General features: G+C 69.9%; 21 protein-coding genes and 1 riboswitch. Of the genes, 9 read left to right on the top strand and 12 right to left on the bottom strand.

The features are described from left to right. Nucleotides 1–42: 42 nt before the first annotated feature. The 4 genes from OG329_RS11085 (at nt 43) to OG329_RS11070 (ending at nt 4,357) form a co-directional block, all read left to right on the top strand. Nucleotides 43–1,296, top strand: coding sequence for a cytochrome P450 (locus OG329_RS11085; protein ID WP_405794508.1), 1,254 nt, complete (start codon nt 43–45; stop codon nt 1,294–1,296). Nucleotides 1,297–1,350: 54 nt separating this feature from the next. Further along, nucleotides 1,351–2,034: a class I SAM-dependent methyltransferase gene (locus OG329_RS11080; protein ID WP_405794507.1), complete on the top strand. Its 684-nt coding sequence runs from the start codon at nt 1,351–1,353 to the stop codon at nt 2,032–2,034. Between the two features lie 203 nt (nt 2,035–2,237). Then, entirely contained in the window at nt 2,238–4,007 is a 1,770-nt protein-coding gene (gene ctaD / locus OG329_RS11075) for a cytochrome c oxidase subunit I (protein WP_405794505.1), read from the top strand. Then, nucleotides 4,004–4,357, top strand: a complete 354-nt coding sequence (locus OG329_RS11070) for a hypothetical protein (RefSeq protein ID WP_405794503.1) — start codon at nt 4,004–4,006, stop codon at nt 4,355–4,357. Before ctaD ends, OG329_RS11070 begins: the two co-directional genes overlap by 4 nt. Before the next feature lie 35 nt (nt 4,358–4,392). Here the strand turns inward: OG329_RS11070 and OG329_RS11065 are convergent, their stop codons facing one another. The 4 genes from OG329_RS11065 to OG329_RS11050 form a co-directional block, all read right to left on the bottom strand. After that, nucleotides 4,393–4,899: a DUF4396 domain-containing protein gene (locus OG329_RS11065; RefSeq protein ID WP_405794501.1), complete on the bottom strand. Its 507-nt coding sequence runs from the start codon at nt 4,897–4,899 to the stop codon at nt 4,393–4,395. 141 nt (nt 4,900–5,040) lie between these two features. Next, nucleotides 5,041–5,721 carry a DUF305 domain-containing protein gene (locus OG329_RS11060; RefSeq protein ID WP_405794500.1) on the bottom strand — a complete coding sequence of 227 codons (681 nt, stop codon included), beginning with the start codon at nt 5,719–5,721 and terminating at the stop codon, nt 5,041–5,043. Between the two features lie 70 nt (nt 5,722–5,791). Beyond that, complete coding sequence (locus tag OG329_RS11055; protein ID WP_405794499.1) at nt 5,792–6,205, bottom strand: DUF6153 family protein; 414 nt, start codon at nt 6,203–6,205, stop codon at nt 5,792–5,794. Nucleotides 6,206–6,235: 30 nt separating this feature from the next. Further along, the gene (locus tag OG329_RS11050) at nt 6,236–7,270 is read right to left on the bottom strand and encodes an NlpC/P60 family protein (protein WP_405794497.1); all 1,035 of its coding nucleotides are present in this window, start codon (nt 7,268–7,270) and stop codon (nt 6,236–6,238) included. A gap of 206 nt (nt 7,271–7,476) precedes the next feature. On the opposite strand from OG329_RS11050, the gene OG329_RS11045 reads away from it, so the two are divergent. Together OG329_RS11045 and OG329_RS11040 are read left to right on the top strand one after the other, a co-directional pair. Then, nucleotides 7,477–7,848: a BlaI/MecI/CopY family transcriptional regulator gene (locus tag OG329_RS11045; RefSeq protein ID WP_405794496.1), complete on the top strand. Its 372-nt coding sequence runs from the start codon at nt 7,477–7,479 to the stop codon at nt 7,846–7,848. Further along, a complete protein-coding gene (locus OG329_RS11040; protein WP_405794494.1) occupies nt 7,845–8,759 on the top strand; it encodes a M56 family metallopeptidase in 915 nt (304 codons plus the stop codon). Before OG329_RS11045 ends, OG329_RS11040 begins: the two co-directional genes overlap by 4 nt. Nucleotides 8,760–9,102: 343 nt before the next feature. Here OG329_RS11040 and OG329_RS11035 read toward each other — a convergent pair whose 3' ends face one another. The 8 genes from OG329_RS11035 to gcvT form a co-directional block, all read right to left on the bottom strand. Continuing rightward, the gene (locus OG329_RS11035; protein ID WP_405794492.1) at nt 9,103–9,738 is read right to left on the bottom strand and encodes a hypothetical protein; all 636 of its coding nucleotides are present in this window, start codon (nt 9,736–9,738) and stop codon (nt 9,103–9,105) included. Between the two features lies 1 nt (nt 9,739). After that, nucleotides 9,740–10,261 carry an RNA polymerase sigma factor gene (locus OG329_RS11030; RefSeq protein ID WP_405794490.1) on the bottom strand — a complete coding sequence of 174 codons (522 nt, stop codon included), beginning with the start codon at nt 10,259–10,261 and terminating at the stop codon, nt 9,740–9,742. Nucleotides 10,262–10,342: 81 nt separating this feature from the next. Further along, on the bottom strand, nt 10,343–11,131 hold the full coding sequence (locus OG329_RS11025) for a hypothetical protein (protein ID WP_405794489.1): 789 nt from the start codon (nt 11,129–11,131) through the stop codon (nt 10,343–10,345). Nucleotides 11,132–11,140: 9 nt separating this feature from the next. After that, on the bottom strand, nt 11,141–11,812 hold the full coding sequence (locus tag OG329_RS11020; protein WP_405794488.1) for a hypothetical protein: 672 nt from the start codon (nt 11,810–11,812) through the stop codon (nt 11,141–11,143). 187 nt (nt 11,813–11,999) lie between these two features. Further along, nucleotides 12,000–13,382: an L-serine ammonia-lyase gene (locus tag OG329_RS11015; RefSeq protein WP_405794486.1), complete on the bottom strand. Its 1,383-nt coding sequence runs from the start codon at nt 13,380–13,382 to the stop codon at nt 12,000–12,002. A 121-nt stretch (nt 13,383–13,503) separates the two neighbouring features. Further along, nucleotides 13,504–14,772, bottom strand: coding sequence for a serine hydroxymethyltransferase (gene glyA / locus OG329_RS11010; RefSeq protein ID WP_405794485.1), 1,269 nt, complete (start codon nt 14,770–14,772; stop codon nt 13,504–13,506). 16 nt (nt 14,773–14,788) lie between these two features. After that, nucleotides 14,789–15,166 carry a glycine cleavage system protein GcvH gene (gcvH, locus tag OG329_RS11005; protein WP_405794483.1) on the bottom strand — a complete coding sequence of 126 codons (378 nt, stop codon included), beginning with the start codon at nt 15,164–15,166 and terminating at the stop codon, nt 14,789–14,791. Between the two features lie 102 nt (nt 15,167–15,268). Then, complete coding sequence (gene gcvT / locus OG329_RS11000) at nt 15,269–16,432, bottom strand: glycine cleavage system aminomethyltransferase GcvT (RefSeq protein WP_405794482.1); 1,164 nt, start codon at nt 16,430–16,432, stop codon at nt 15,269–15,271. 160 nt (nt 16,433–16,592) lie between these two features. Then, a riboswitch (glycine riboswitch) is annotated at nt 16,593–16,689 on the bottom strand. A 204-nt stretch (nt 16,690–16,893) separates the two neighbouring features. Here gcvT and OG329_RS10995 point away from each other — a divergent pair. The 3 genes from OG329_RS10995 to OG329_RS10985 all read left to right on the top strand — a co-directional run bounded on the left by OG329_RS10995 (nt 16,894) and on the right by OG329_RS10985 (nt 19,372). After that, the gene (locus tag OG329_RS10995) at nt 16,894–17,568 is read left to right on the top strand and encodes an AAA family ATPase (RefSeq protein ID WP_405794481.1); all 675 of its coding nucleotides are present in this window, start codon (nt 16,894–16,896) and stop codon (nt 17,566–17,568) included. Between the two features lie 127 nt (nt 17,569–17,695). Further along, nucleotides 17,696–18,445 carry an enhanced serine sensitivity protein SseB gene (locus OG329_RS10990; protein ID WP_405794480.1) on the top strand — a complete coding sequence of 250 codons (750 nt, stop codon included), beginning with the start codon at nt 17,696–17,698 and terminating at the stop codon, nt 18,443–18,445. Nucleotides 18,446–18,577: 132 nt separating this feature from the next. After that, nucleotides 18,578–19,372 (top strand): enhanced serine sensitivity protein SseB C-terminal domain-containing protein, encoded by a 795-nt coding sequence (locus tag OG329_RS10985; protein ID WP_405794479.1) that lies wholly within the window; start codon nt 18,578–18,580, stop codon nt 19,370–19,372. Nucleotides 19,373–19,620: the final 248 nt, after the last annotated feature.

Below are 19,620 nucleotides of genomic sequence, written 5' to 3'. Positions count from 1 at the left end.
CCAGAGATCCGCACACACCCGCCCGAGTTCTGGAGAAGCAACATGACCTTGCAAGCGGCAGCCTCGTCCGAGGCGGAGATACCGGTCGTCACCCTCGACCCGCACGGCAGCGACCACCACGGCGAGGCGGCCAGACTCCGCGAACTCGGCCCCGTGGTCCGTATCGAACTGCCCGGAGACGTCATGGCGTGGTCCGTGACCGACCACGCCCTGCTGAACGACATGATCGCCGACCCGCGCTTCAGCAAGGACTGGCGTAACTGGAACGCCGTCCTGCGCGGCGAGATATCCGACGGCTGGCCGCTCATCGGCATGGTGAAGGTCACCAACATGGTCACCTCGGACGGCCAGGAACACCGCAGGCTGCGCAAGCTGGTCACCCAGACGTTCACGCCCCGCCGGGTCCAGGAGCTGCGCCCGCGTATCGAACAGATCGTCAACGAGCTGCTGGACGCCCTGCCTTCGCACGCGGACGCCGACGGCAGCGTCGACCTCCGGCGCCACTTCGCGCACCCGGTGCCCATGCAGGTCATCTGCGAACTGTTCGGCGTCCCCGAGCACGAGCGGCCCCGGCTCAAGGAGTTGATGGACAACATCTTCCGCTCCGACCTCGGACCGGAAGAGGTGACGGCGAGTCAGATCGAGCAGTACCAGTTGCTGGCCCGGGTGGTCGACAACTGCCGTAAGAATCCCGGCGCCGACCTGACCAGCGCGCTCATCGCCGCCCGCGACGAGGACCCCGACTCGCTCAGCGAGGAGGAACTGGTCGGCACGCTGCTGCTGATGCTCTCCGCCGGTCAGGAGACCACGCTCAGTCTGATCACCAACGCCGTACGCGCCCTGCTCACCCACCCCGACCAGCGCGCCGTCGCCGAGCGGGGCGACGAGGCGGTGTGGGCTGCCGTGGTCGAGGAGACCCTGCGCTGGGACGCGCCGATCGGCAACTTCCCCTTCCGCTATCCCCTTGAGGACGTGGAGATCGCGGGCGTACGCATCCCCAAGGGGGAGGCCATCATGGCCCCGTACAGCGCCGTCGGCCGTGACAAGGCTCAACACGGCGACTCTGCCGACGAGTTCGACATCACCCGGGAGCAGCGCAAGCACCTGGCCTTCAGCCACGGTCCGCACTTCTGTCTCGGCGCCCCGCTGGCCAGGCTCGAGGCGGCGCTGGCCATCCCGGCGGTGTTCGCGAGGTATCCGGAGCTGACACTGGCCGTCGACCCGGCCGACCTGATCCCGGTGCCCTCGCTTTTCTCCAACAGCTCGGCCACGCTCCCGGTACGTCTGGAAGGCTGACCGGGCACGCGTGCGGTCGCCGAGGCCGCGCCGGCGGACGCAGAGGACGGGCCCATGACGACAACGGCGGCGTACGACGAGATCGCCGACTGGTACGAGGGGCAATTCCTCGGCGCGGGCGGGGACGGGCACAGCGACCCGCTCGGTCTCGGCGACCTCATCGACGACCTGCTCGGCGAGGGCACCGGCACCTGTCTGGAGATCGGCTGCGGCACCGGCATCCACGCGGCCCGCGTCCGGGCGCTCGGCCGCACCCCCGTCGGCGTCGACATCGCGGCCGGAATGCTGCGCCACGCGCGCGGCCGGCTGCCGGTGGCGCGGGCCGACGCCGAGCGTCTGCCCTTTCGCGACGGATCGGTCCCGGCCGTACTCGCGGCGATGGTGCACACCGATATGCCCGGCTATCCGGCGGTGCTCCGGGAGGTGGCCCGGGTGCTGCGCCCCGGCGGGGTGTTCGTGCACCTCGGCGTCCACCCCTGCTTCTGCGGAGGCTTCGCCGACCGCGGCGACCCGGACGCGGTCGTCGTGCGGCCCGGCTATCTCGACGGCCACTGGACGACGGCCTCCTGGACGGACCAGGGCGTGCGCGCCAAGGTCGGCGCGACGCACCGTCCGCTGCCGGAGCTGCTGCACGCCTTCCTGGACGCGGGTCTGACGCCGGAACGGTTCGCCGAGTCCGGCGGTCCGACACCCGTGGTCCTGGCGGCCAGGACCCGGTCCGCCGGCCCAAGGCCGTAATAAAGAGCATTATCTGTACGTGGTCGAGGTGACCGTCCTCGTACCCCACGAACGTGTGAACCCGGGCCTGATGCCCGCTTCCGCGTCACTCCGCGCAACCGGCATGCAATAGATTGCGGACGTAATCATCTTTGTTTGTCGGGGTTTGCCCTGCCGTCATATAAGAGTTCGACGTGGCGGCCGGTGACTGAACTGGAGTTGGTGTGGCAGCACAGCCCGGATACGAGGTCGGCGCCCCGCAGGAGAGTGACGACGAGTCGTACGCGAACGAACTGCCGGTACGGCGCAAGCAGCCCGGCAATGTCGTCATCAAGTGGCTCACCACCACCGACCACAAGACGATCGGGACGCTCTATCTGATCACGTCGTTCGCGTTCTTCGTGATCGGCGGAGTGATGGCGCTTCTCATGCGCGCCGAACTGGCGCGCCCCGGACTGCAAATCGTGTCGAACGAGCAGTTCAACCAGGCGTTCACGATGCACGGCACGGTCATGCTGCTGATGTTCGCGACGCCGCTGTTCGCCGGATTCACCAACTGGATCATGCCGCTCCAGATCGGCGCGCCCGATGTGGCGTTCCCCCGGCTGAACATGTTCGCCTACTGGCTCTATCTGTTCGGCTCGATCATCGCGGTGGCCGGCTTCATCACCCCGCAGGGCGCCGCGGACTTCGGCTGGACCGCGTACTCCCCGCTGACGGACCCGGTCCGGTCACCGACCATCGGCGCCGACCTGTGGATCATGGGTCTGGCCTTCTCCGGATTCGGCACGATCCTCGGTTCGGTCAACTTCATCACCACCATCGTCTGTATGCGCGCACCCGGCATGACGATGTTCCGGATGCCGATCTTCTGCTGGAACGTGCTGCTGACCGCTGTGCTGGTCCTGCTCGCCTTCCCCGTCCTGGCCGGTGCGCTGCTCGCGCTGGAGGCCGACCGGAAATTCGGTGCGCATATCTTCGACGCCGCCAACGGCGGCGCGTTGCTGTGGCAACACCTGTTCTGGTTCTTCGGGCATCCAGAGGTGTACATCATCGCCTTGCCGTTCTTCGGGATCGTCTCCGAGATCATTCCGGTGTTCAGCCGGAAACCGATCTTCGGCTATATCGGCCTGGTCGGCGCGACGATCGCCATCGCCGGTCTGTCGGTGACGGTCTGGGCGCACCACATGTTCGTCACCGGCGCTGTTCTGCTGCCGTTCTTCTCATTCATGACCTTCCTCATCGCGGTGCCGACCGGTGTGAAGTTCTTCAACTGGATCGGCACGATGTGGAAAGGCTCGTTGTCCTTCGAGACGCCGATGCTGTGGTCGGTCGGATTTCTGGTCACGTTCCTTTTCGGTGGTCTGACGGGTGTGATCCTCGCGTCGCCGCCGATGGACTTCCATGTCTCCGACTCGTACTTCGTCGTCGCGCACTTCCACTACGTCGTCTTCGGCACGGTGGTGTTCGCGATGTTCGCCGGCTTCCATTTCTGGTGGCCGAAGATGACGGGCAAGATGCTGGACGAACGGCTCGGGAAGATCACCTTCTGGACGCTGTTCATCGGCTTCCACGGCACATTCCTGGTGCAGCACTGGCTCGGTGCGGAAGGAATGCCACGCCGTTACGCGGACTATCTGGCCGCCGACGGATTCACCGCGCTCAACACCATTTCCACGATCAGCTCGTTCCTGCTCGGCATGTCGATGCTGCCCTTCTTCTACAACGTCTGGAAGACCAGCAAGTACGGGAAGAAGATCGAGGTGGACGACCCGTGGGGCTACGGCCGTTCACTCGAATGGGCGACTTCGTGCCCGCCGCCGCGGCACAACTTCATCACGCTGCCGCGCATCCGCTCCGAATCCCCGGCGTTCGACCTGCACCACCCGGAGGTGGCCGCTCTCGACGACGCGCACAGCGCGGGCCGGCGGGACGTCCTGGAGCCCCAGGGGGGCGCCGCGACCGCACCGGGAGACGACAAGGACCGGTCGTGACCGGCGAGTCGGAACCCTTCTCGGGCGAAGCCTCCTCGGGCATCCAGCAGTTGGAGGGCTATCTACTGGCCCAGAGCCGGGTGCGGGAGGCCCGTACGCACGCGGTGGTCTTCGCCGACCGCATGCCGTGGCTGACCAGCGCACAGCACGAGGAAGTCGTCAGCCTCTACACCCAGGACCACATCGCCATGTCCCGGCGGGCGCTGGAGGCGGTGGTGGCGCGCGCGGGTGAGCTGAGGGCGGAGTACTCGGCGCGGTACGAACTGCTGAAGCGACGGCTGCTGTGCGCGGGTCTCATGGCTCTGATCGGCTTCGCCTGCGTGTTCTTCCTGTCGCACGTGCCTCGCTGACGCACCGACGCGGCGCGTCGAGGCCGGTGGCCCGGTCAGTGGAAGGCGTGGACGACGGCGTGGCCCTTGCCGCGGCCGATCATCCACTTGTTGATCGGGGTGGTGACGAGGAACGCGACGGCGAATCCGCCGAGGAGCGCGTACCAGAACAGTCCGTCCGACAGATGCGCCTCCATCGCTCCCGGAGTGAGGGCGATGATGCTGTTGTCGACCAGCTCCATGACGGCGATGGACACGGTGTCGGCGGCCAGCGCGACCTTGACGGCCGACTTCCAGTCGAGGCCGGCCCTGCGCACCGCGAACAGGGTGAAGGAGTAGCCGAAGACGAAGGCCAGGAAGATCGCCAGGGCCATGGTGGGCACATTGCCCCACAGCAGGGCGGTGCCGATGACCATGCCGAGGATCTCGCCGATGGCACACCCGGTCAGACAGTGCAGTGTCGCCTTGACCGCCATGCTCCAGGACGCGCCACCGGTGCCGCCCGTGCCGGCCGCCATGTGTTCCGCGTGGTCGGTGTGGGCGCTGTGGTCGGTGTGGTCCATAAATCTCGACCTCTTTCCGCTTCCGTAGGGGGCGCGTGGCGGGCCTTGGCGCGCGACCCGACAGAGATTATACCCCCCTGGGGTACCAGGCAATGCGTACCTCAGGGGGAGTGGCGCCCCGTACGGACGGATCGGGAGGGGTCAGAGTCGGTCGAGGACCGTGTTCAACCGCTCGACCTCGGCCGTCTGGGCCTTGATCACGTCGGCGGCGAGCTTCTTGGCCGTGGCGTTGTCGCCGTTCTTCCGCTCGTCCCCGGCCATGGCGATCGCCCCGTTGTGGTGGTCGATCATCAGCTCCGCGAACTTCCTGTCGAAGTCGACGCCCTTGGCGTCGGTCAGCTCCCGCGTGTCCTCGTCGGACATCATCCCGGACGTGTCGCCAGTGTCGCCCGAGCCGCCCGAGCCGTGGTCCATGCCGGGCATGGACTCGTCGGCCGACTCCGGCTCGCCCCAGGCCGTAAGCCAGGTGCGCATGGTCGTGATCTCCGGGTCCTGCGCCTTCTCGATCTCCGTGGCGAGAGTCTTGATCTCCGCGTCGGAGGCGCGGCCCTCGGCCAGCGCGGCCATCTCCACGGCCTGCTGGTGGTGCGGGATCATCCCCTGGGCGAAGGCGACGTCCGCGTCGTTGAACGCTCCCGGGGCGGGGTCGGCGCCGTCGCCGGCCTTCTTGGAGGCGGTGGGGGAGGACTCGCTCCCGTGGTCCATGCCGTCCATGTCGTCGCTGCCGCACGCGGCGAGCAGAAGGGCCGTGGCGGTGATCGCGCCCGCGACCGCGAGGCGGCGCCTCAGGGAGCGGTGGGCGGCGTGCTTGATGGAACTCATGTCGGTACACCTTGTGTGGTCGGTCCTGCGGATGTGCGTACGCGGCTTCGGGTCCGTGAGGACGGTCGGCCTATATCCGCAGGACTGACAGCGACGCCAAGTCCGGTGTACGGGGCGGTGAGTTGGAGCGCGGTTCGACGGCCAGGCCGGCGAGTGGGTCCGTGAAACGGCCCGGCCACCGGGCGAACGCCGCCAGCGCGAGCGCCGCGATCGCCCACGTACTGAGCACCGCCACGCAGAGCGAGGTCATGTCCATGGCCATACGGTCCATGGTCATGACCTGCTCGTGGGACGGAGACGGGGCCGGGGCCGCTACCGGATGTGGGGGAGCCGGTTCGGCGGAGGTGTGGGCCATCGGGCCTGTCACCGAGGCATGCGCCGCGTCGGGATGCCCGACCGTATGCATGGCGAACACGCCGAGCGCGAGCACGACGACCAGCAGGAGGCGTCCCACGGCGCCCCCGGCCCGTCCGTACCCGCTCATGTCCACCGCGTACCTACACCTACCTCTGCGCTACAGCCGCACGCCCCACATGAACGGCATGCCGCTGCGCGCGATCGACTCGTAACGCACGCTCGCCCCCGGCTTGGGGGAGTGGAGTATCTGTCCGTTGCCGGCGTAGAAGCCGACATGGCTCAAGTCGGTGCGCATGATGATGAGATCGCCCGGCTTCAGATCGCCCAGGGAGTTGATCCGCGTGCCGACTTCGGCCTGCGCCTGCGATGTCCGGGGTATGGAGACCCCCGCCTGCTTGAAGGCCCATGAGGTCAGCCCCGAGCAGTCGAACGAGTTCGGGCCCGAGGCGGCCCAGACGTACGGCATGCCCACCCGGCTTTTCGCGGCGTCGAGCGCGGCGGCGCCCCGGGACGAGGCGCTGGCCTCGTTGCCCAGGTCGGCCCGCTCGCTGCTGCGGTCCGCGCGCTCCTGCTCCTGCTCCATCTTCGCCCGCTCCTCGGCCGTCAGGGTGTTCAACAGCCGCTGAGCCTCGGCGAGTTTGCCCTGGATCAGACGCTTCTTGGCGCCCAACTCCGTGCGGGTCTCGGCCAGTTCGCCGAGCTTCGCGGTGGCCTGGGCGCGCTGCTGGTCGAGGAGACGCTGTTTGGCCTGGGCCTGGCGCATGACGTTCGCCTGCCGGCTGCTCGCGCGCTCCAGGTTCGACGCCTTGTCGAGGTAGTCGTCCGGCGCGGAGGACAGCAGCAGTTGGAGGGAGGGGTCGAGGCCGCCGCCCCGGTACTGCGCGCTCGCCACCGAACCCAGGCTGTCGCGGAGCGCGTTCAGTTCCTCCTGCCCGCGCGCCACGCTGTCCTGAAGGTTGTCGGCCTGCTTGCGGAGCGTCTTCTGCTTCTCGTTCGCCCCGTTGTACGTCTCCGTCGCCTGCGTAGCTTCTTCGTAGAGCCGGTCGACCTGTGCCTGGACGCCCTTCTTCGTGGGGTCGGGCAGAGGATCGGCCTGGGCCGACTGCGCGGAGATCGCCAGAGCCGCCGCCGTAGCGGCGAACACGGTCGGATACGCACGTCTTGGCTGCTGAGGACGACGGTGGGACGCCACGGATGAACTCCTTCTGCTGCCTCCGCCCGCCACCTCGGTTCGGCGGCCGACCGCCACGAAGGGCGAGCCAGAGCGTAACTGTTAAGCAGTTTAGTGGCAACGTGGGGCGGGGAAGGGACGCGGCAGGAGACATAGGATGAGCGGGCGAGGCCACCCACGACGGAGGGCCGCACGGCCGGCGTGGCCGGGGCGAGGGGAGCGGGGAATTGCGTCAACTCGGTGAGCTGGAGGCGGAGATCATGAACCGCCTGTGGTCCTGGGGACGGCCCGCGACCGCGCGCGACGTGCTCACGGACATCAACACCCAGCGGCCCATCGCCTACAGCACCGTCAAGACCGTGGCCGACATCCTCTACCGCAAGGGCATGCTCCGCCGCGAGAAGGAGGGCCGGGCCTGGCTGTACGAGCCGACCTGCACCCGCCAGCAGTACACCGCGGCCCTCATGCAGGAAGCACTCGGCGGCAACCCCGACCCGGCCGGCGCCCTCCTCAGCTTCGTGGAGCAGATCTCACCCGGCGAGGCCGACGCGCTCCGCGAGGCCCTGCGGGTGGCCAAACGGCGCGGGGGCACGCCGTGACCACGGTCGCCGTGCTGGCCGGCTGCGCCCTCCTGACCGGCACCGTGGCCCCGTACCTCCTGGCGCGGGCGCGCTGGCTCCACCGCGCCCCGACGGCCGCGATCACCGCCTGGCTCGGACTCGCCGCGACCTTCGTCGTCTCCGTCGCGCTGGCCTGCTACCACCTGCTGCTCTCCGAGCCGCATGTGCACGACGGTCTCGTCGGGCTGCTCACCGCGTGCGGCCTGATGACGGGCGGCCCCGCGCGTGACTCGCCGCCGAGGCCCGGCGACCTCGCGGCGGTCCTGCTCCCGGCGGCTCTCGTACTGCTCCCGGCGCTGTGTCTGGTGCGGATCTCCTGGCGTACGCACCGGGCCCGCAGCCGCCAGCGCGACATGCTCGCCCTGGTCGGCAGCCCCGTGCCCCGCTACGGCGCCACCGTCGTGGAGCACGGGGTGTCGGCCGTCTACTGCCTGCCGGGCCGCTCCCCGCGCATCGTCATCACCAGCGCCGCGCTACGGGCCCTGTCCGACGAACAACTGCGCGCCGTACTGGCCCACGAGCACGCCCATCTCGCGGGCCGCCACCATCTGGTGCACGCCGCCGTGGCGGCCTTCGCGCGCGCCTTCCGGGGCCTGCCGCTCGCCAGGCTGGCCAAGGAGCAGACGGCGCTCCTGCTGGAGATGGCGGCGGACGACCGGGCGCTGCGCGGCCATCCGCGCGTGGCGCTCGCCGAAGCCATGTACGAGGTCGCGGCCGGACAGACCCCGCACCTCGCGATGGGCGCGGGCGGCTCCGGCTCGCTCATCCGGATGCGCCGCGTCCTCGACCCGCCCCCGAAGCCCCGCCGCGCGACGGCCCCGGCCGTCGTCCTGGCCTCGGCCGCCGCCCCGCTGCTGCCCCTGCTGATCGCCTGCGGCCCGATGGTCTGAAGGGCCGGCGCGGACGGCGGTGGGCGTCGTGCGGTGGACCTCGGCGCGTTCGCGCCGCGGCGACAGCGACCCGCGTGGCGGCGACCTCCGCGGGACAGGGCCCAGGCCCTGTTTGAGAAGTCCCGCCTGCCCCGCGACGCCCGGCAGGCACTCCTCCGTAGCCCCGAGGGGGCCACGAGAGGTACCCCCGGCGCGTTGTCGTCAGTCGCCCACGTACGGCCGGGCCATTCACCACGCCGATCCTCCGCCTTGCGATCGCACGCACCGACGCCAGACATCAGCCGCTCCGCGGCGGGCGCGGTGCCCGCCCTGCGGGCGGACGGCGCTCCTTCTGAAACACGGCCTAGGCGTGCGGCTCGGGCCCGGTGCCCTTCCAGTAGGGCGGGCACTCGGTCGTGGACGCCTTGGCCCAGTTGTCCTCGATGACCGCGCGGTAGCGTGTCAGCTCGGTCCCGCTGGACGCGTTCGCCTCGAGGTCGTCACGGACCGGGACGACGAGGAGCAGACGCTGCCCCTTCCGGAAGGGCTCCGCGACCTGAGCCACCGCCGGGTCGACGAGGTTGAGTTCCACCGTGTCCGCACCCTTGGCCGGTTTGATCCAGTCGTCCACGGCGAATGTCAGCAGGACGCGCCCCGTCTGCGGCGCCGGGCGTACGTCGAGCACGTCTCCCTCGGCGATCAGCCGCGCGCAGGCGATGCCTTCGGCGGCGGTCTGCCCGATGCCGCTTCCGCTTCCGCTTCCCCTTCCGGATCCCTCTTCCGCGCGTTCGCCGCTTCCCACGACGTTGGTCAGCAGGACCGTGCACAGGGCTGCCGCGCCCAGCAGTGCGGCGCCGGCGAGTGCGAGTCGCCGGTGCCGGCGCCGGGCGAGTGGTGCGCGCCTGACCGGCCGTACCGGGTCCGGATGCGCGGCGGCGTCCCCGATCAGTTCCAGAGCGGCCCGCAGCCGCCTCTCCTCCCGCTCCGTCAGTTCCGGCATGTCAGGTCTCCTCCACGTCGCGCAGTTCGGTCCGCAGCGCGGCCACGGCATGGTGCAGCCGACTCTTGACCGTGCCCTCGGGCACCTGAAGCAGCCGGGCGATGTCGCGGACGGCGAGGTCCGTGTAGTAGCGCAGTACCAGTACTTGGCGCTGCGGGCCGGGCAGCCGTTCCAGGCACTCGGCCACCAACTGCGCCATGACCAGGTCCTCCTCCGGTCGTTGCGCCGGTGGGCGCACGGACCACAGGGCGGCCAGGCGTTCGCGCAGGCCCATGTCCCTGGCCCGCCCGCGATGCCAGTCGACGGCGATGCGTGAGGCCACCACGGCGGCCCAGGCCGTGGGGTTACGGATCATCGGCCGGTCCGCCTCGCTCTGCGCCTCGAGGAGTTTCAGCCGTACTTGCTGTACGCCGTCGTCGAGTTCGTGCCAGGGAACGCCGCCCATCAGCAGCACGGCCCGCAGTCTGTCGTCGGTCACCGCCGCCCGGGACGGCGCTGACTCGCCGGTCCGCCCTTCAGCCATCCGAAACCGCCCTTCCTCTCCCCTACGACGGAGCCGCCCCCCGGAACGTTCATCCGGAAGGCGGCTCGGCGACGACGAACGTCAGCCGCACGAGGCGGTGTCGGCCGGTGGCGCGACGTTCTGCCGCGTCGCCGCCGGTACGGCCGCGGACAGCTCGCGCGTCAGTACGTCGGCGGGCCGGCCGGCCAAGCGCTCCTCGAGACCCGTGTCGGTCGTCGAAGAGTTCTCGGGCTCGGCCGCGAGCGGTGCCGTGGCCGCGCTCCGCTGCTGGACGCGCCCTTCCTCCTCCCCGTTACCCAGAACGCCCGCGTCGTAGGCGATCTCGGATCCCTCACCCAGTCCGAGCCAGCGGCCGGGCACTTGGCCGTCGCCCTCGGCGCAGCGCGGACCTTCCCAGACGAGCGCCATGACATAGGTGTGGTCGGACTCGACCCGTGGACGGTCCTCCAGGACCATCGTGCGCCGGTCGGCGGTGTCGCCGGCGACGAACTGCCAGCCGGCAGCGGTGTAGTCCCAGGTACTCGGGGGCTTCTGCGAAGCCCCCGCACGGGACCAGAGCACGTCGTCCACCCGCATGGTCACCTGTCGGCCGATGATTCCCTCACCGCGCTGGAGTTCGGCCTCGTTCGGTGCGACTTCCCGTTCGGTCACCGCCGATGCCACGACCACATGGTCGGCGTAGGTCACCCAGTCCTCGGCCGTCTGACTGGGCAGGCGGTCCGAGGCGTGGCCCATGACCACATCGCCGCCGGTCCGCTGGGTACGGGCCTCGGTCGTCGGCTCGTCGGGAGGGCTGATGAGGGCGGCGGTGACCACAGCGGTGAGTGTCGCTCCCGCTACGGAGGCCGCGATACGTGCTAGGCGTCGCACAGGTCCTCCTCAGAAGGCACCGTTGATGTTTTCACGGTTGTTGGCGCCGAGCCCGGTGTTGTCGCCCACCGGTACGGTGAGACATCCGAGCCGGCTGTCGGTGTTGAGCAGCAGGGGACTCGCCCGGTTGCCGTGGACGAGTCCGATCGCGTGGCCCGTCTCGTGGCAGGCCAGACCGCGTGTGTAGTAACCGGGGCCGCGAAAGCGGACATATTGTTGATCGCACTCGAAAAGCGAACCGTCAACCGCGTCGTTGCACCAGGTGACGGCGTCCGCGGTGGAAGGGACGCTGGCGTCGCATTCCTGGTAGATGATGTCCGTCTCGGCCCCACCGCTGAATTCCGGCGACGAGTCGTAGCCGACGGTGAGATCAGTGGGCCGGTAATCACTGTTCATCGTCGCGTTCACCGCGGCCTTGTCGCCCGACTCCAGCTCGCACGTGGGGCCGTTGCTGTCCATGTAGTAGCTGACCTGGGCGTTGTCCGTGCGGCAACTGATGGAGCCGTTGCCGCCCACCGGGTCGTTGTAGCAGGCGAGCGTGTTGTTGTTCGTCGGGTGCATGTTGTCGGTGGTCGCCGCCCACGCCACTCCCGCGGCGATTCCCAGCGCGAGTGTGGTGAGAACACCTGCGAGCGTCAGCGCCGCGCGTCGGCGTCTTGACTTTCCTTGAGGATTGGGCACACGTGTCCCTTCTCTTTTATGCTGTCACTGGAGTGAGTGTTCGTACCTCGCGGGAATTCCTAACATCTTTCGGCTTATGGCGCATCAATTACCACATAGGTGGAATTGTGAAATCCGCTTTTTGTGGTGGTTGGGCGTCATATGCGCACAGAGGCGCCGGCCCTCCGCGTCCCGGTGAGGCTGTTCCTCAGCACTCGATGATGTTCACCGCGAGCCCGCCCCGCGCGGTCTCCTTGTACTTGACCGACATGTCGGCGCCGGTCTCCTTCATCGTCTTGATGACCTTGTCCAGGGACACCTTGTGGCTGCCGTCGCCGCGCAGCGCCATCTTGGCAGCCGTCACCGCCTTGACCGCCGCCATGCCGTTGCGCTCGATGCACGGGATCTGTACGAGGCCGCCGACCGGGTCGCAGGTGAGGCCGAGATTGTGCTCCATGCCGATCTCGGCGGCGTTCTCGACCTGTTCGGGGCTGCCGCCCAGGACCTCCGCGAGCGCGCCCGCCGCCATCGAGCAGGCCGAGCCGACCTCGCCCTGACAGCCGACCTCGGCGCCCGAGATGGACGCGTTCTCCTTGAAGAGCATGCCGATCGCGCCCGCCGCCAGCAGGAAGCGGACGATGTCGTCGTCCCTCTCGGCGTCCGTGTGGCCGGCCGCGGCGAAGTTCAGGTAGTAGTGCAGCACCGCCGGGATGATGCCCGCGGCGCCGTTGGTGGGGGCGGTGACGACCCGCCCGCCCGCCGCGTTCTCCTCGTTGACCGCCATCGCGTAGAGGGTGATCCACTCCATCGCGCGGGCCGCCGGGTCACCCTCGGCGCGCAGTTGCCGGGCCGAATTCGCCGCGCGGCGGCGGACCTTGAGGCCGCCGGGCAGGATGCCCTCGCGCGCCATACCGCGCGACACGCACGCCCGCATGGCCTCCCAGATCTCCAGCAGACCCTCGCGGATCTCGGTCTCCGTACGCCACGCCTTCTCGTTCTGGAGCATCAGCGCGGAGATCGAGAGCCCGGTCTCGCGGGCCAGCCGCAGCAGTTCGTCACCGCTGCGGAAACGGTACGTCAGCACCGTGTCGTCCAGTTTGATGCGGTCCTCGCCCACGGCGTCCTCGTCCACGACGAAGCCGCCGCCGACCGAGTAGTACGTCTTCTCCAGGAGGATGGCGCCGTCGGAGTCGTACGCGCGGAGCGTCATGCCGTTCGCGTGGTACGGCAGCGCCTTGCGCCGGTGCAGGATCAGGTCCGCGTCGAAGTCGAAACCGATCTCGTGCATCCCGAGCAGACTGATCCGCCCGCCGGTGCGGATGGCCTCCACCCGGGCGTCGGCGGACTCGATGTCGACCGTACGGGGGGACTCGCCCGTCAGGCCCAGCAGGACCGCTTTGGGGGTGCCGTGGCCGTGGCCGGTGGCGCCGAGCGAGCCGAACAGCTCGGCCCGTACGGAGGCGGTGTGGGCCAGCAGGCCCTCGTTCTTCAGCCGCCGGGCGAAGAGACCCGCCGCGCGCATGGGGCCGACCGTATGGGAGCTGGACGGGCCGATGCCGATCGAGAAGAGGTCGAAGACCGAGATGGCCACGGTGGGACTCCTTGTTGGTAGACGCCGTTGTCTGCCGGGGTGGTGCAGAAACCGCATATACAGGGTGTAACGGTACGGGGCACCGCGCGCGCCGGTCGGGCGCGCGCGGTGCCGCCACGGCCTACAGGCCGGGGTACAGCGGGTGCTTCGCCGCCAGCGCCGTCACGCGTGCCGCCAGGGCGTCGCGGTCGAACTCGGGCTTCAGCGCCGCCGCGATGACGTCCGCGACCTCGGTGAAGTCCTCGACGGTGAAGCCGCGGGTGGCCAGCGCCGGGGTGCCGATCCGCAGGCCGGAGGTGACCATCGGCGGGCGCGGGTCGTTCGGGACGGCGTTGCGGTTGACCGTGATGCCGATCTCGTGCAGCCGGTCCTCGGCCTGCTGACCGTCCAGCTCCGAGTTCCGCAGGTCGACCAGGACCAGATGCACGTCCGTACCGCCGGACAGGACCGAGACACCGACCTTCGTGACGTCGTCCTGGACCAGGCGCTCGGCGAGGATCCGGGCGCCGTCCAGCGTGAGCTGCTGGCGCTCCTTGAACTCGTCGGTCGCCGCGACCTTGAACGACACCGCCTTCGCCGCGATGACATGCTCCAGCGGACCACCCTGCTGCCCCGGGAAGACCGCCGAGTTGATCTTCTTGGCCAGCTCCTTGGTGGACAGGATCACGCCACCGCGCGGGCCGCCCAGGGTCTTGTGCGTGGTCGTGGTGACGACGTGCGCGTGCGGCACCGGGTTGGGGTGCAGGCCCGCGGCGACCAGACCGGCGAAGTGCGCCATGTCGACCATCAGATACGCGTCGACCTCGTCGGCGATCCGGCGGAACGCGGCGAAGTCGAGCTGACGCGGATACGCGGACCAGCCGGCCACGATGAGCTTCGGGCGCGACTCCTTGGCCAGGCGCTCGACCTCGGCCATGTCGACCTGACCGGTCTTGTCGTCCACGTGGTAGGCGACCACGTTGTAGAGCTTGCCGGAGAAGTTGATCTTCATGCCGTGGGTGAGATGACCGCCGTGGGCCAGGTTCAGGCCCATGATCGTGTCGCCGGGCTTGAGCAGCGCGAACATCGCCGCGGCGTTGGCCTGCGCGCCGGAGTGCGGCTGCACGTTGGCGTGCTCGGCGCCGAACAGCGCCTTCACCCGGTCGATCGCGATGTTCTCGATCACGTCGACGTGCTCACAGCCGCCGTAGTAGCGGCGACCCGGATAGCCCTCGGCGTACTTGTTGGTCAGGACGGAGCCCTGCGCCTCCATGACGGCGACCGGAGCGAAGTTCTCCGACGCGATCATTTCGAGCGTCGACTGCTGGCGGTGGAGTTCGGCGTCGACAGCGGCGGCGACGTCGGGGTCGAGCTCGTGGAGAGAGGAGTTGAGGAGCGACTTCGAAGACATCACAGTCCCTGGGGTCTCAGTTGCCGGAGAATTCCGTGTACGCGTCGGCGGAGAGCAGGTCCTCCGGCTCCTGTGCGACGCGTACCTTGAACAGCCAGCCGCCCTCGAAGGGTGCGGAGTTCACCAGCGAGGGGTCGTCCACGACGTCCTGGTTCGCCTCGGTGACCTCGCCCGTCACGGGGGAGTACAGGTCGCTGACCGACTTGGTCGACTCCAGCTCGCCGCAGGTCTCGCCCGCGGTCACCGTGTCACCGACCGAGGGGAGCTGGGCGTACACGACGTCGCCGAGGGCGTTCGCCGCGAACTCCGTGATACCGACCGTCGACACGCCGTCATCGGCGGCCGACAGCCACTCGTGCTCCTTGCTGTAGCGAAGCTGCTGGGGGTTGTTCATGTCGTGAATTCTCCTGTACGCGGGGGAGTGGTGGTGAACAGGTGTCTTGCCCAGTGAGATACGGGCGCGGTACCGGCGAGATGCAGGCGCGGTACCGGGGAGTTACCTCTGCCGCTTGTAGAAGGGCAGCGCGACGACGTCGTACGGCTCGATCGAGCCCCGGATGTCGACCCCGACGCCCGCCGTGCCCGCCGCGGCGTGCGCCGCGTCCACATAGGCCATCGCGATCGGCCGGCCCAGCGTCGGCGACGGTGCGCCCGAGGTGACATGGCCGACCACCTGACCGCCGGCCACCACCGGATAACCGGCGCGCGGCACCCGGCGGCCCTCGGCGACGAGCCCGACCAGTGTGCGCGGCGGCGCGCTCTCGGCGCGCTCGGCAGCCGCCTGAAGCGCCGTACGGCCCACGAAGTAGCCCTCCTTCTCGAACTTGACGACGCGACCGAGGCCCGCGTCGAAGGGCGTGAGACCGGTGGACAGCTCCTGCCCGTACAGCGGCATCCCGGCCTCCATACGAAGGGTGTCGCGGCACGAGAGCCCGGCCGGTACGAGTCCGTCCGACGCGCCCGCCGCCATCAGGGCCTGCCACAGCCCTTCCGCGTACCGGGGCTCCACGAACAGCTCGAAGCCGTCCTCACCCGTGTAGCCGGTACGGGCGATCAGCGCGGGCACCCCGGCGACGGTGCCGGGCAGCCCGGCGTAGTACTTGAGCCCGGCCAGATCGGCGTCGGTGAGCTGGGCGAGGATGCCCGGCGACCGGGGGCCCTGGACGGCGAGCAGCGCGTACGCGTCGCGGTCGTCGCGCACCTCGACGTCGAAGTCCGCGGCGCGGCCGGTCAGCTCGTCGAGCACCACCTGCGCGTTGGAGGCGTTCGCGACGATCATGAACTCGGGGGCGCCGTGGCTGTCGAGGCGGTACACGATCAGGTCGTCCAGGATCCCGCCGTCCTCCTGGCAGATCATGGTGTAGCGGGCACGGCCCACGGCGAGGGTGCCGATGTTGCCGACCAGCGCGTAGTCCAGCGCCTCGGCCGCCTGGGAGCCGGTGACGGTGATCTCGCCCATGTGGGAGAGGTCGAAGAGGCCGGCCTTCGTACGGACGGCCAGGTGCTCCTCACGCTCGCTGGCGTAGCGCAGCGGCATGTCCCAGCCCGCGAAGTCGGTCATCGTGGCGCCCAGTGAACGGTGCACGGCGTCGAGCGCGGTCAGGCGCGGGGCGTCGGGACCGGCCGCTTCGGGGGCGGGGGTGTGAGACGTATTGCTCATAGGTGTGGCTCCCAGGGCATGACAGAGAGGACGATCCTCCCCATCTGTCATCGGAACCTGAGAGGTTCATCACGACGTGTACGTACACGTACGCATACGAAGGGTCGTGACTTGCACCTTGGGTGGAAGCGCCTGACGGCGATTCGCTTTTCAGATCTGCCTCGTCCGCGCGGTACTGGGCCTGAGAGATTCAAGGGAGGAACTTGCTCCTTCGGCGCCTGGCACCCACGGTGACAGGACTCTCCCGCGCGGATTCGAACGGCCGGTATGGAGTTGGCGCGCACATCATCGCACGCGTCGGCCTCCGTAGGGAGGGAGGGCGGGCGACGGGCACCGGGGGTCGGCCCGAGGGGGCCGACAGGGCCGCGATCAGCAAAACGCTTGTGCCGTATTACCGGTTCTTTACACTTCATGGGCAAGGGGACATCGGCCACGGCGATGGACCCGACAGGGGGAAGGCGATGACATTGCAGCGGTCCCGTGCAAGTGCGTACGCGACGACCGCGGGGGTGCCCGCCCGGCCGGAAGCGGTCCCCCGCAAGGCCCTGGCGGCCGTCCCGCCGGTGGTCCGCGATCTGCGGGAGCGGGGGCGGCGGGGGCCTCGGCGCCTGGCGTTCGGGGCCGGCGACGTGGTCGTCGTCTCGGGCCTGCCGGGCAGCGGGAAGTCCACACTGATCGGCCGCGCCGCCGCCGGCCGGGGGATCGACTCGCAGGACACCCGCGACCGCTGGGCGCGGCGGCTGCCCGAGCGGCTGCCGTACGCGGTCTACCGGCCGCTGGTGCGCCTCGCGCACTACGCGGGGCTGCGGCGTGCGCTGCGCTCCGGCGAGAGCGTCGTCGTGCACGACTGCGGCACCCAGGCGTGGGTACGGCGCTGGCTGGCGCGCGAGGCGCGGCGGCGCGGCAGGAAGCTGCATCTCGTTCTGCTGGACGTGACGCCCAGGACCGCCCGCGCGGGCCAGCGCGAGCGCGGGCGCGGGGTGTCCGGGTACGCCTTCGCGCGCCACCGGCGCGCGGTGGGCCGGCTTGTCGCGGACGCGGAGGCGGGGCGGCTCCCGGCGGGCTGCGCGTCGGCGGTCCTGCTGGACCGCGACGCGGCGGGCGCGCTGACGGGGATCGACTTCCCGGTGACGTGACCGGGGCCGGCGCATGTTCTCGATCGCCGGACGGGCCGCACCTGCGGCCCGTCCGGCGATTGAGTCCACACCCACCACCGGCGTTAGGGTTTCCCGCGGTACGCGGCGCGGATTCGGGGAGACTTGAGTGAACACAGCATGGCCCGGCAACGAGCTGGAAGAAGTGCTCGCCGCCTCGATCGGGAACGCCTCGGCGGGCGGGCGGCTGGTCGAGGTCCTCGGCCGCAGCCGGCTCTGGGTGCCACTGCCCAACGGCGGCGGACCCGACAGCCCCGGCCTCGATCTGCCCACCATGGAGATCGAGGGCGTGCCGTACGTCCCCGTCTTCAGCTCCGAGCAGCAGTTCCTCCAGTGCGTCGGGGCGCACATGCCCTTCACCGTCGCCCCGGCCCGCGAGTTCGCCCGCGGTCTGCCGCCGCGCCTCGGTATCGCCGTGAACCCCGGCGGCATGGTCGGCGCCCCGCTGCCGCCGCTCGCCGTCGCGGAGCTGTGCCGGGTGGGCCGTACGCCGCTGGACGGCCCCGCGAGCGGGGGCAGGGTGCGGCTGTTCGAGCCCGACTGGCAGCAGGAGCCCGTCGACTTCCTGGCGGCGGCGGGCGAGGAGTTCGAGGCGTCCGGTGTCGTCCTCACCGCGCGGCGCGGGCTGGCGAGCATCGAGGGCGAGGCCCCGGTGCTCTTCGTCGGTGTGCAGCTCTCCTCCTGGGAGGCCGCCGAACGCAACGCCCCCATGGACGCGCTCGGCAGGGCGCTCGGCCGGGTCCAGGTCAACTGGCCCGTCAATCTCGTCCTGCTGGACGCCACCCAGGACCCGGTCGGCACCTGGATGCTGGAGCGGGTGCGGCCCTTCTACCGGCGGGCGGCCGGGCCACCCGCGTAACACGCCGTGGCGTACTGGCCCCGGAACAGGCCATGACCCGCCGCACTAAGCTGGTTTGATGGCCTGGCCGGCACCGGCCCGAAGCGGGGAGGCCGGTGAAAAATGGTGGATCGACGAGGGGCGGGACCAACAGTGAGCGCGTCAGGCACCGCGGCGACGGGGCAGGTCGAGCACATGCTGCGCCAGGTGACGCCAGGACGCTACGACGCCTACGAGGCGCTGCTCCAGGCACTCGCCGACGGCACCGCCGGCCAGGTGTGGATGCTGCTGTGGCACGGCCGCGCGGGCTCGCCCGACGCGCAGTACGGGAACATGGAGGTCGACGGCCTCGGCTACGCGCCCTGCGTCACCTCCGCCCAGGAACTGTCCGTCAGCGGCTGGAACCGCGCCCACGAGGTCGTCTCCGGCCGCGACATCGCCCGCGCCCTCTACCCCGAACGCTGGGGAATCTGGCTCAACCCGCACGCGCCCGGCGGCGGCGTCGGCATCCCGTGGCTCGACCTGCGCCGCGTCGCCACCGGTCTCGACCGGATGCCGGCCGGACCGCTGCGGCTGTCCGAACCGGCCGTGGAGATCCCGCAGTTCTACGCGCTGCTCACGCAGAACGCCCACCGCACCCCCGCCGTACGCTCGTTGCGCCGCGCGTGGGTCCACCCCGCGCTGGGCGCGCCGTATCTCACCATCGGTCTGGATCTGTACGACACGAGCCCGGCGTCCGTCGACGCCGTGCGCGCGATGATGCAGCAGTCCATCGGCGCGGTCCCGGAAGGGCTGCCGGTGTCCACCGTCGCGATGTCCGACGAGTACGACCCGGTCACGATGTGGCTGCGGGCCAACTCCCGGCCGTTCTACGACCGGGAGGCCCACGGGGCGCCGCAGGCGGCTTCCGGTTACGGCTATCCGCCGGCCGCGCCGCGCGCCTACTGACCCCTGTCCGCTCCGTACCGACCAGTACCGACCAGTACCTGCCACCCGGGTCCGTACGGCCTCCGGACACCGCGAGCCGTACCGAAACATCGCGAAAACGGCGCCCCGTTCCGCTCAGGCGATCACAACGTCCGGATAACGGTAGCTGTCTGACTCCATCACGTTTGAGCAAACATTCCCCTTGCCCTCTGGCGGGTGATCACTACGGGCATGAAGACTCCCCCGCAGCAGGGACCGTCGGTCCTGCG

The sequence above is a fragment of the Streptomyces sp. NBC_01506 genome (assembly GCF_045040295.1).
GTDB lineage: Bacteria > Actinomycetota > Actinomycetes > Streptomycetales > Streptomycetaceae > Streptomyces.
Note: the sequence above shows the minus strand (reverse complement) of the source record. Positions and strands in the feature narration are given on the sequence as shown.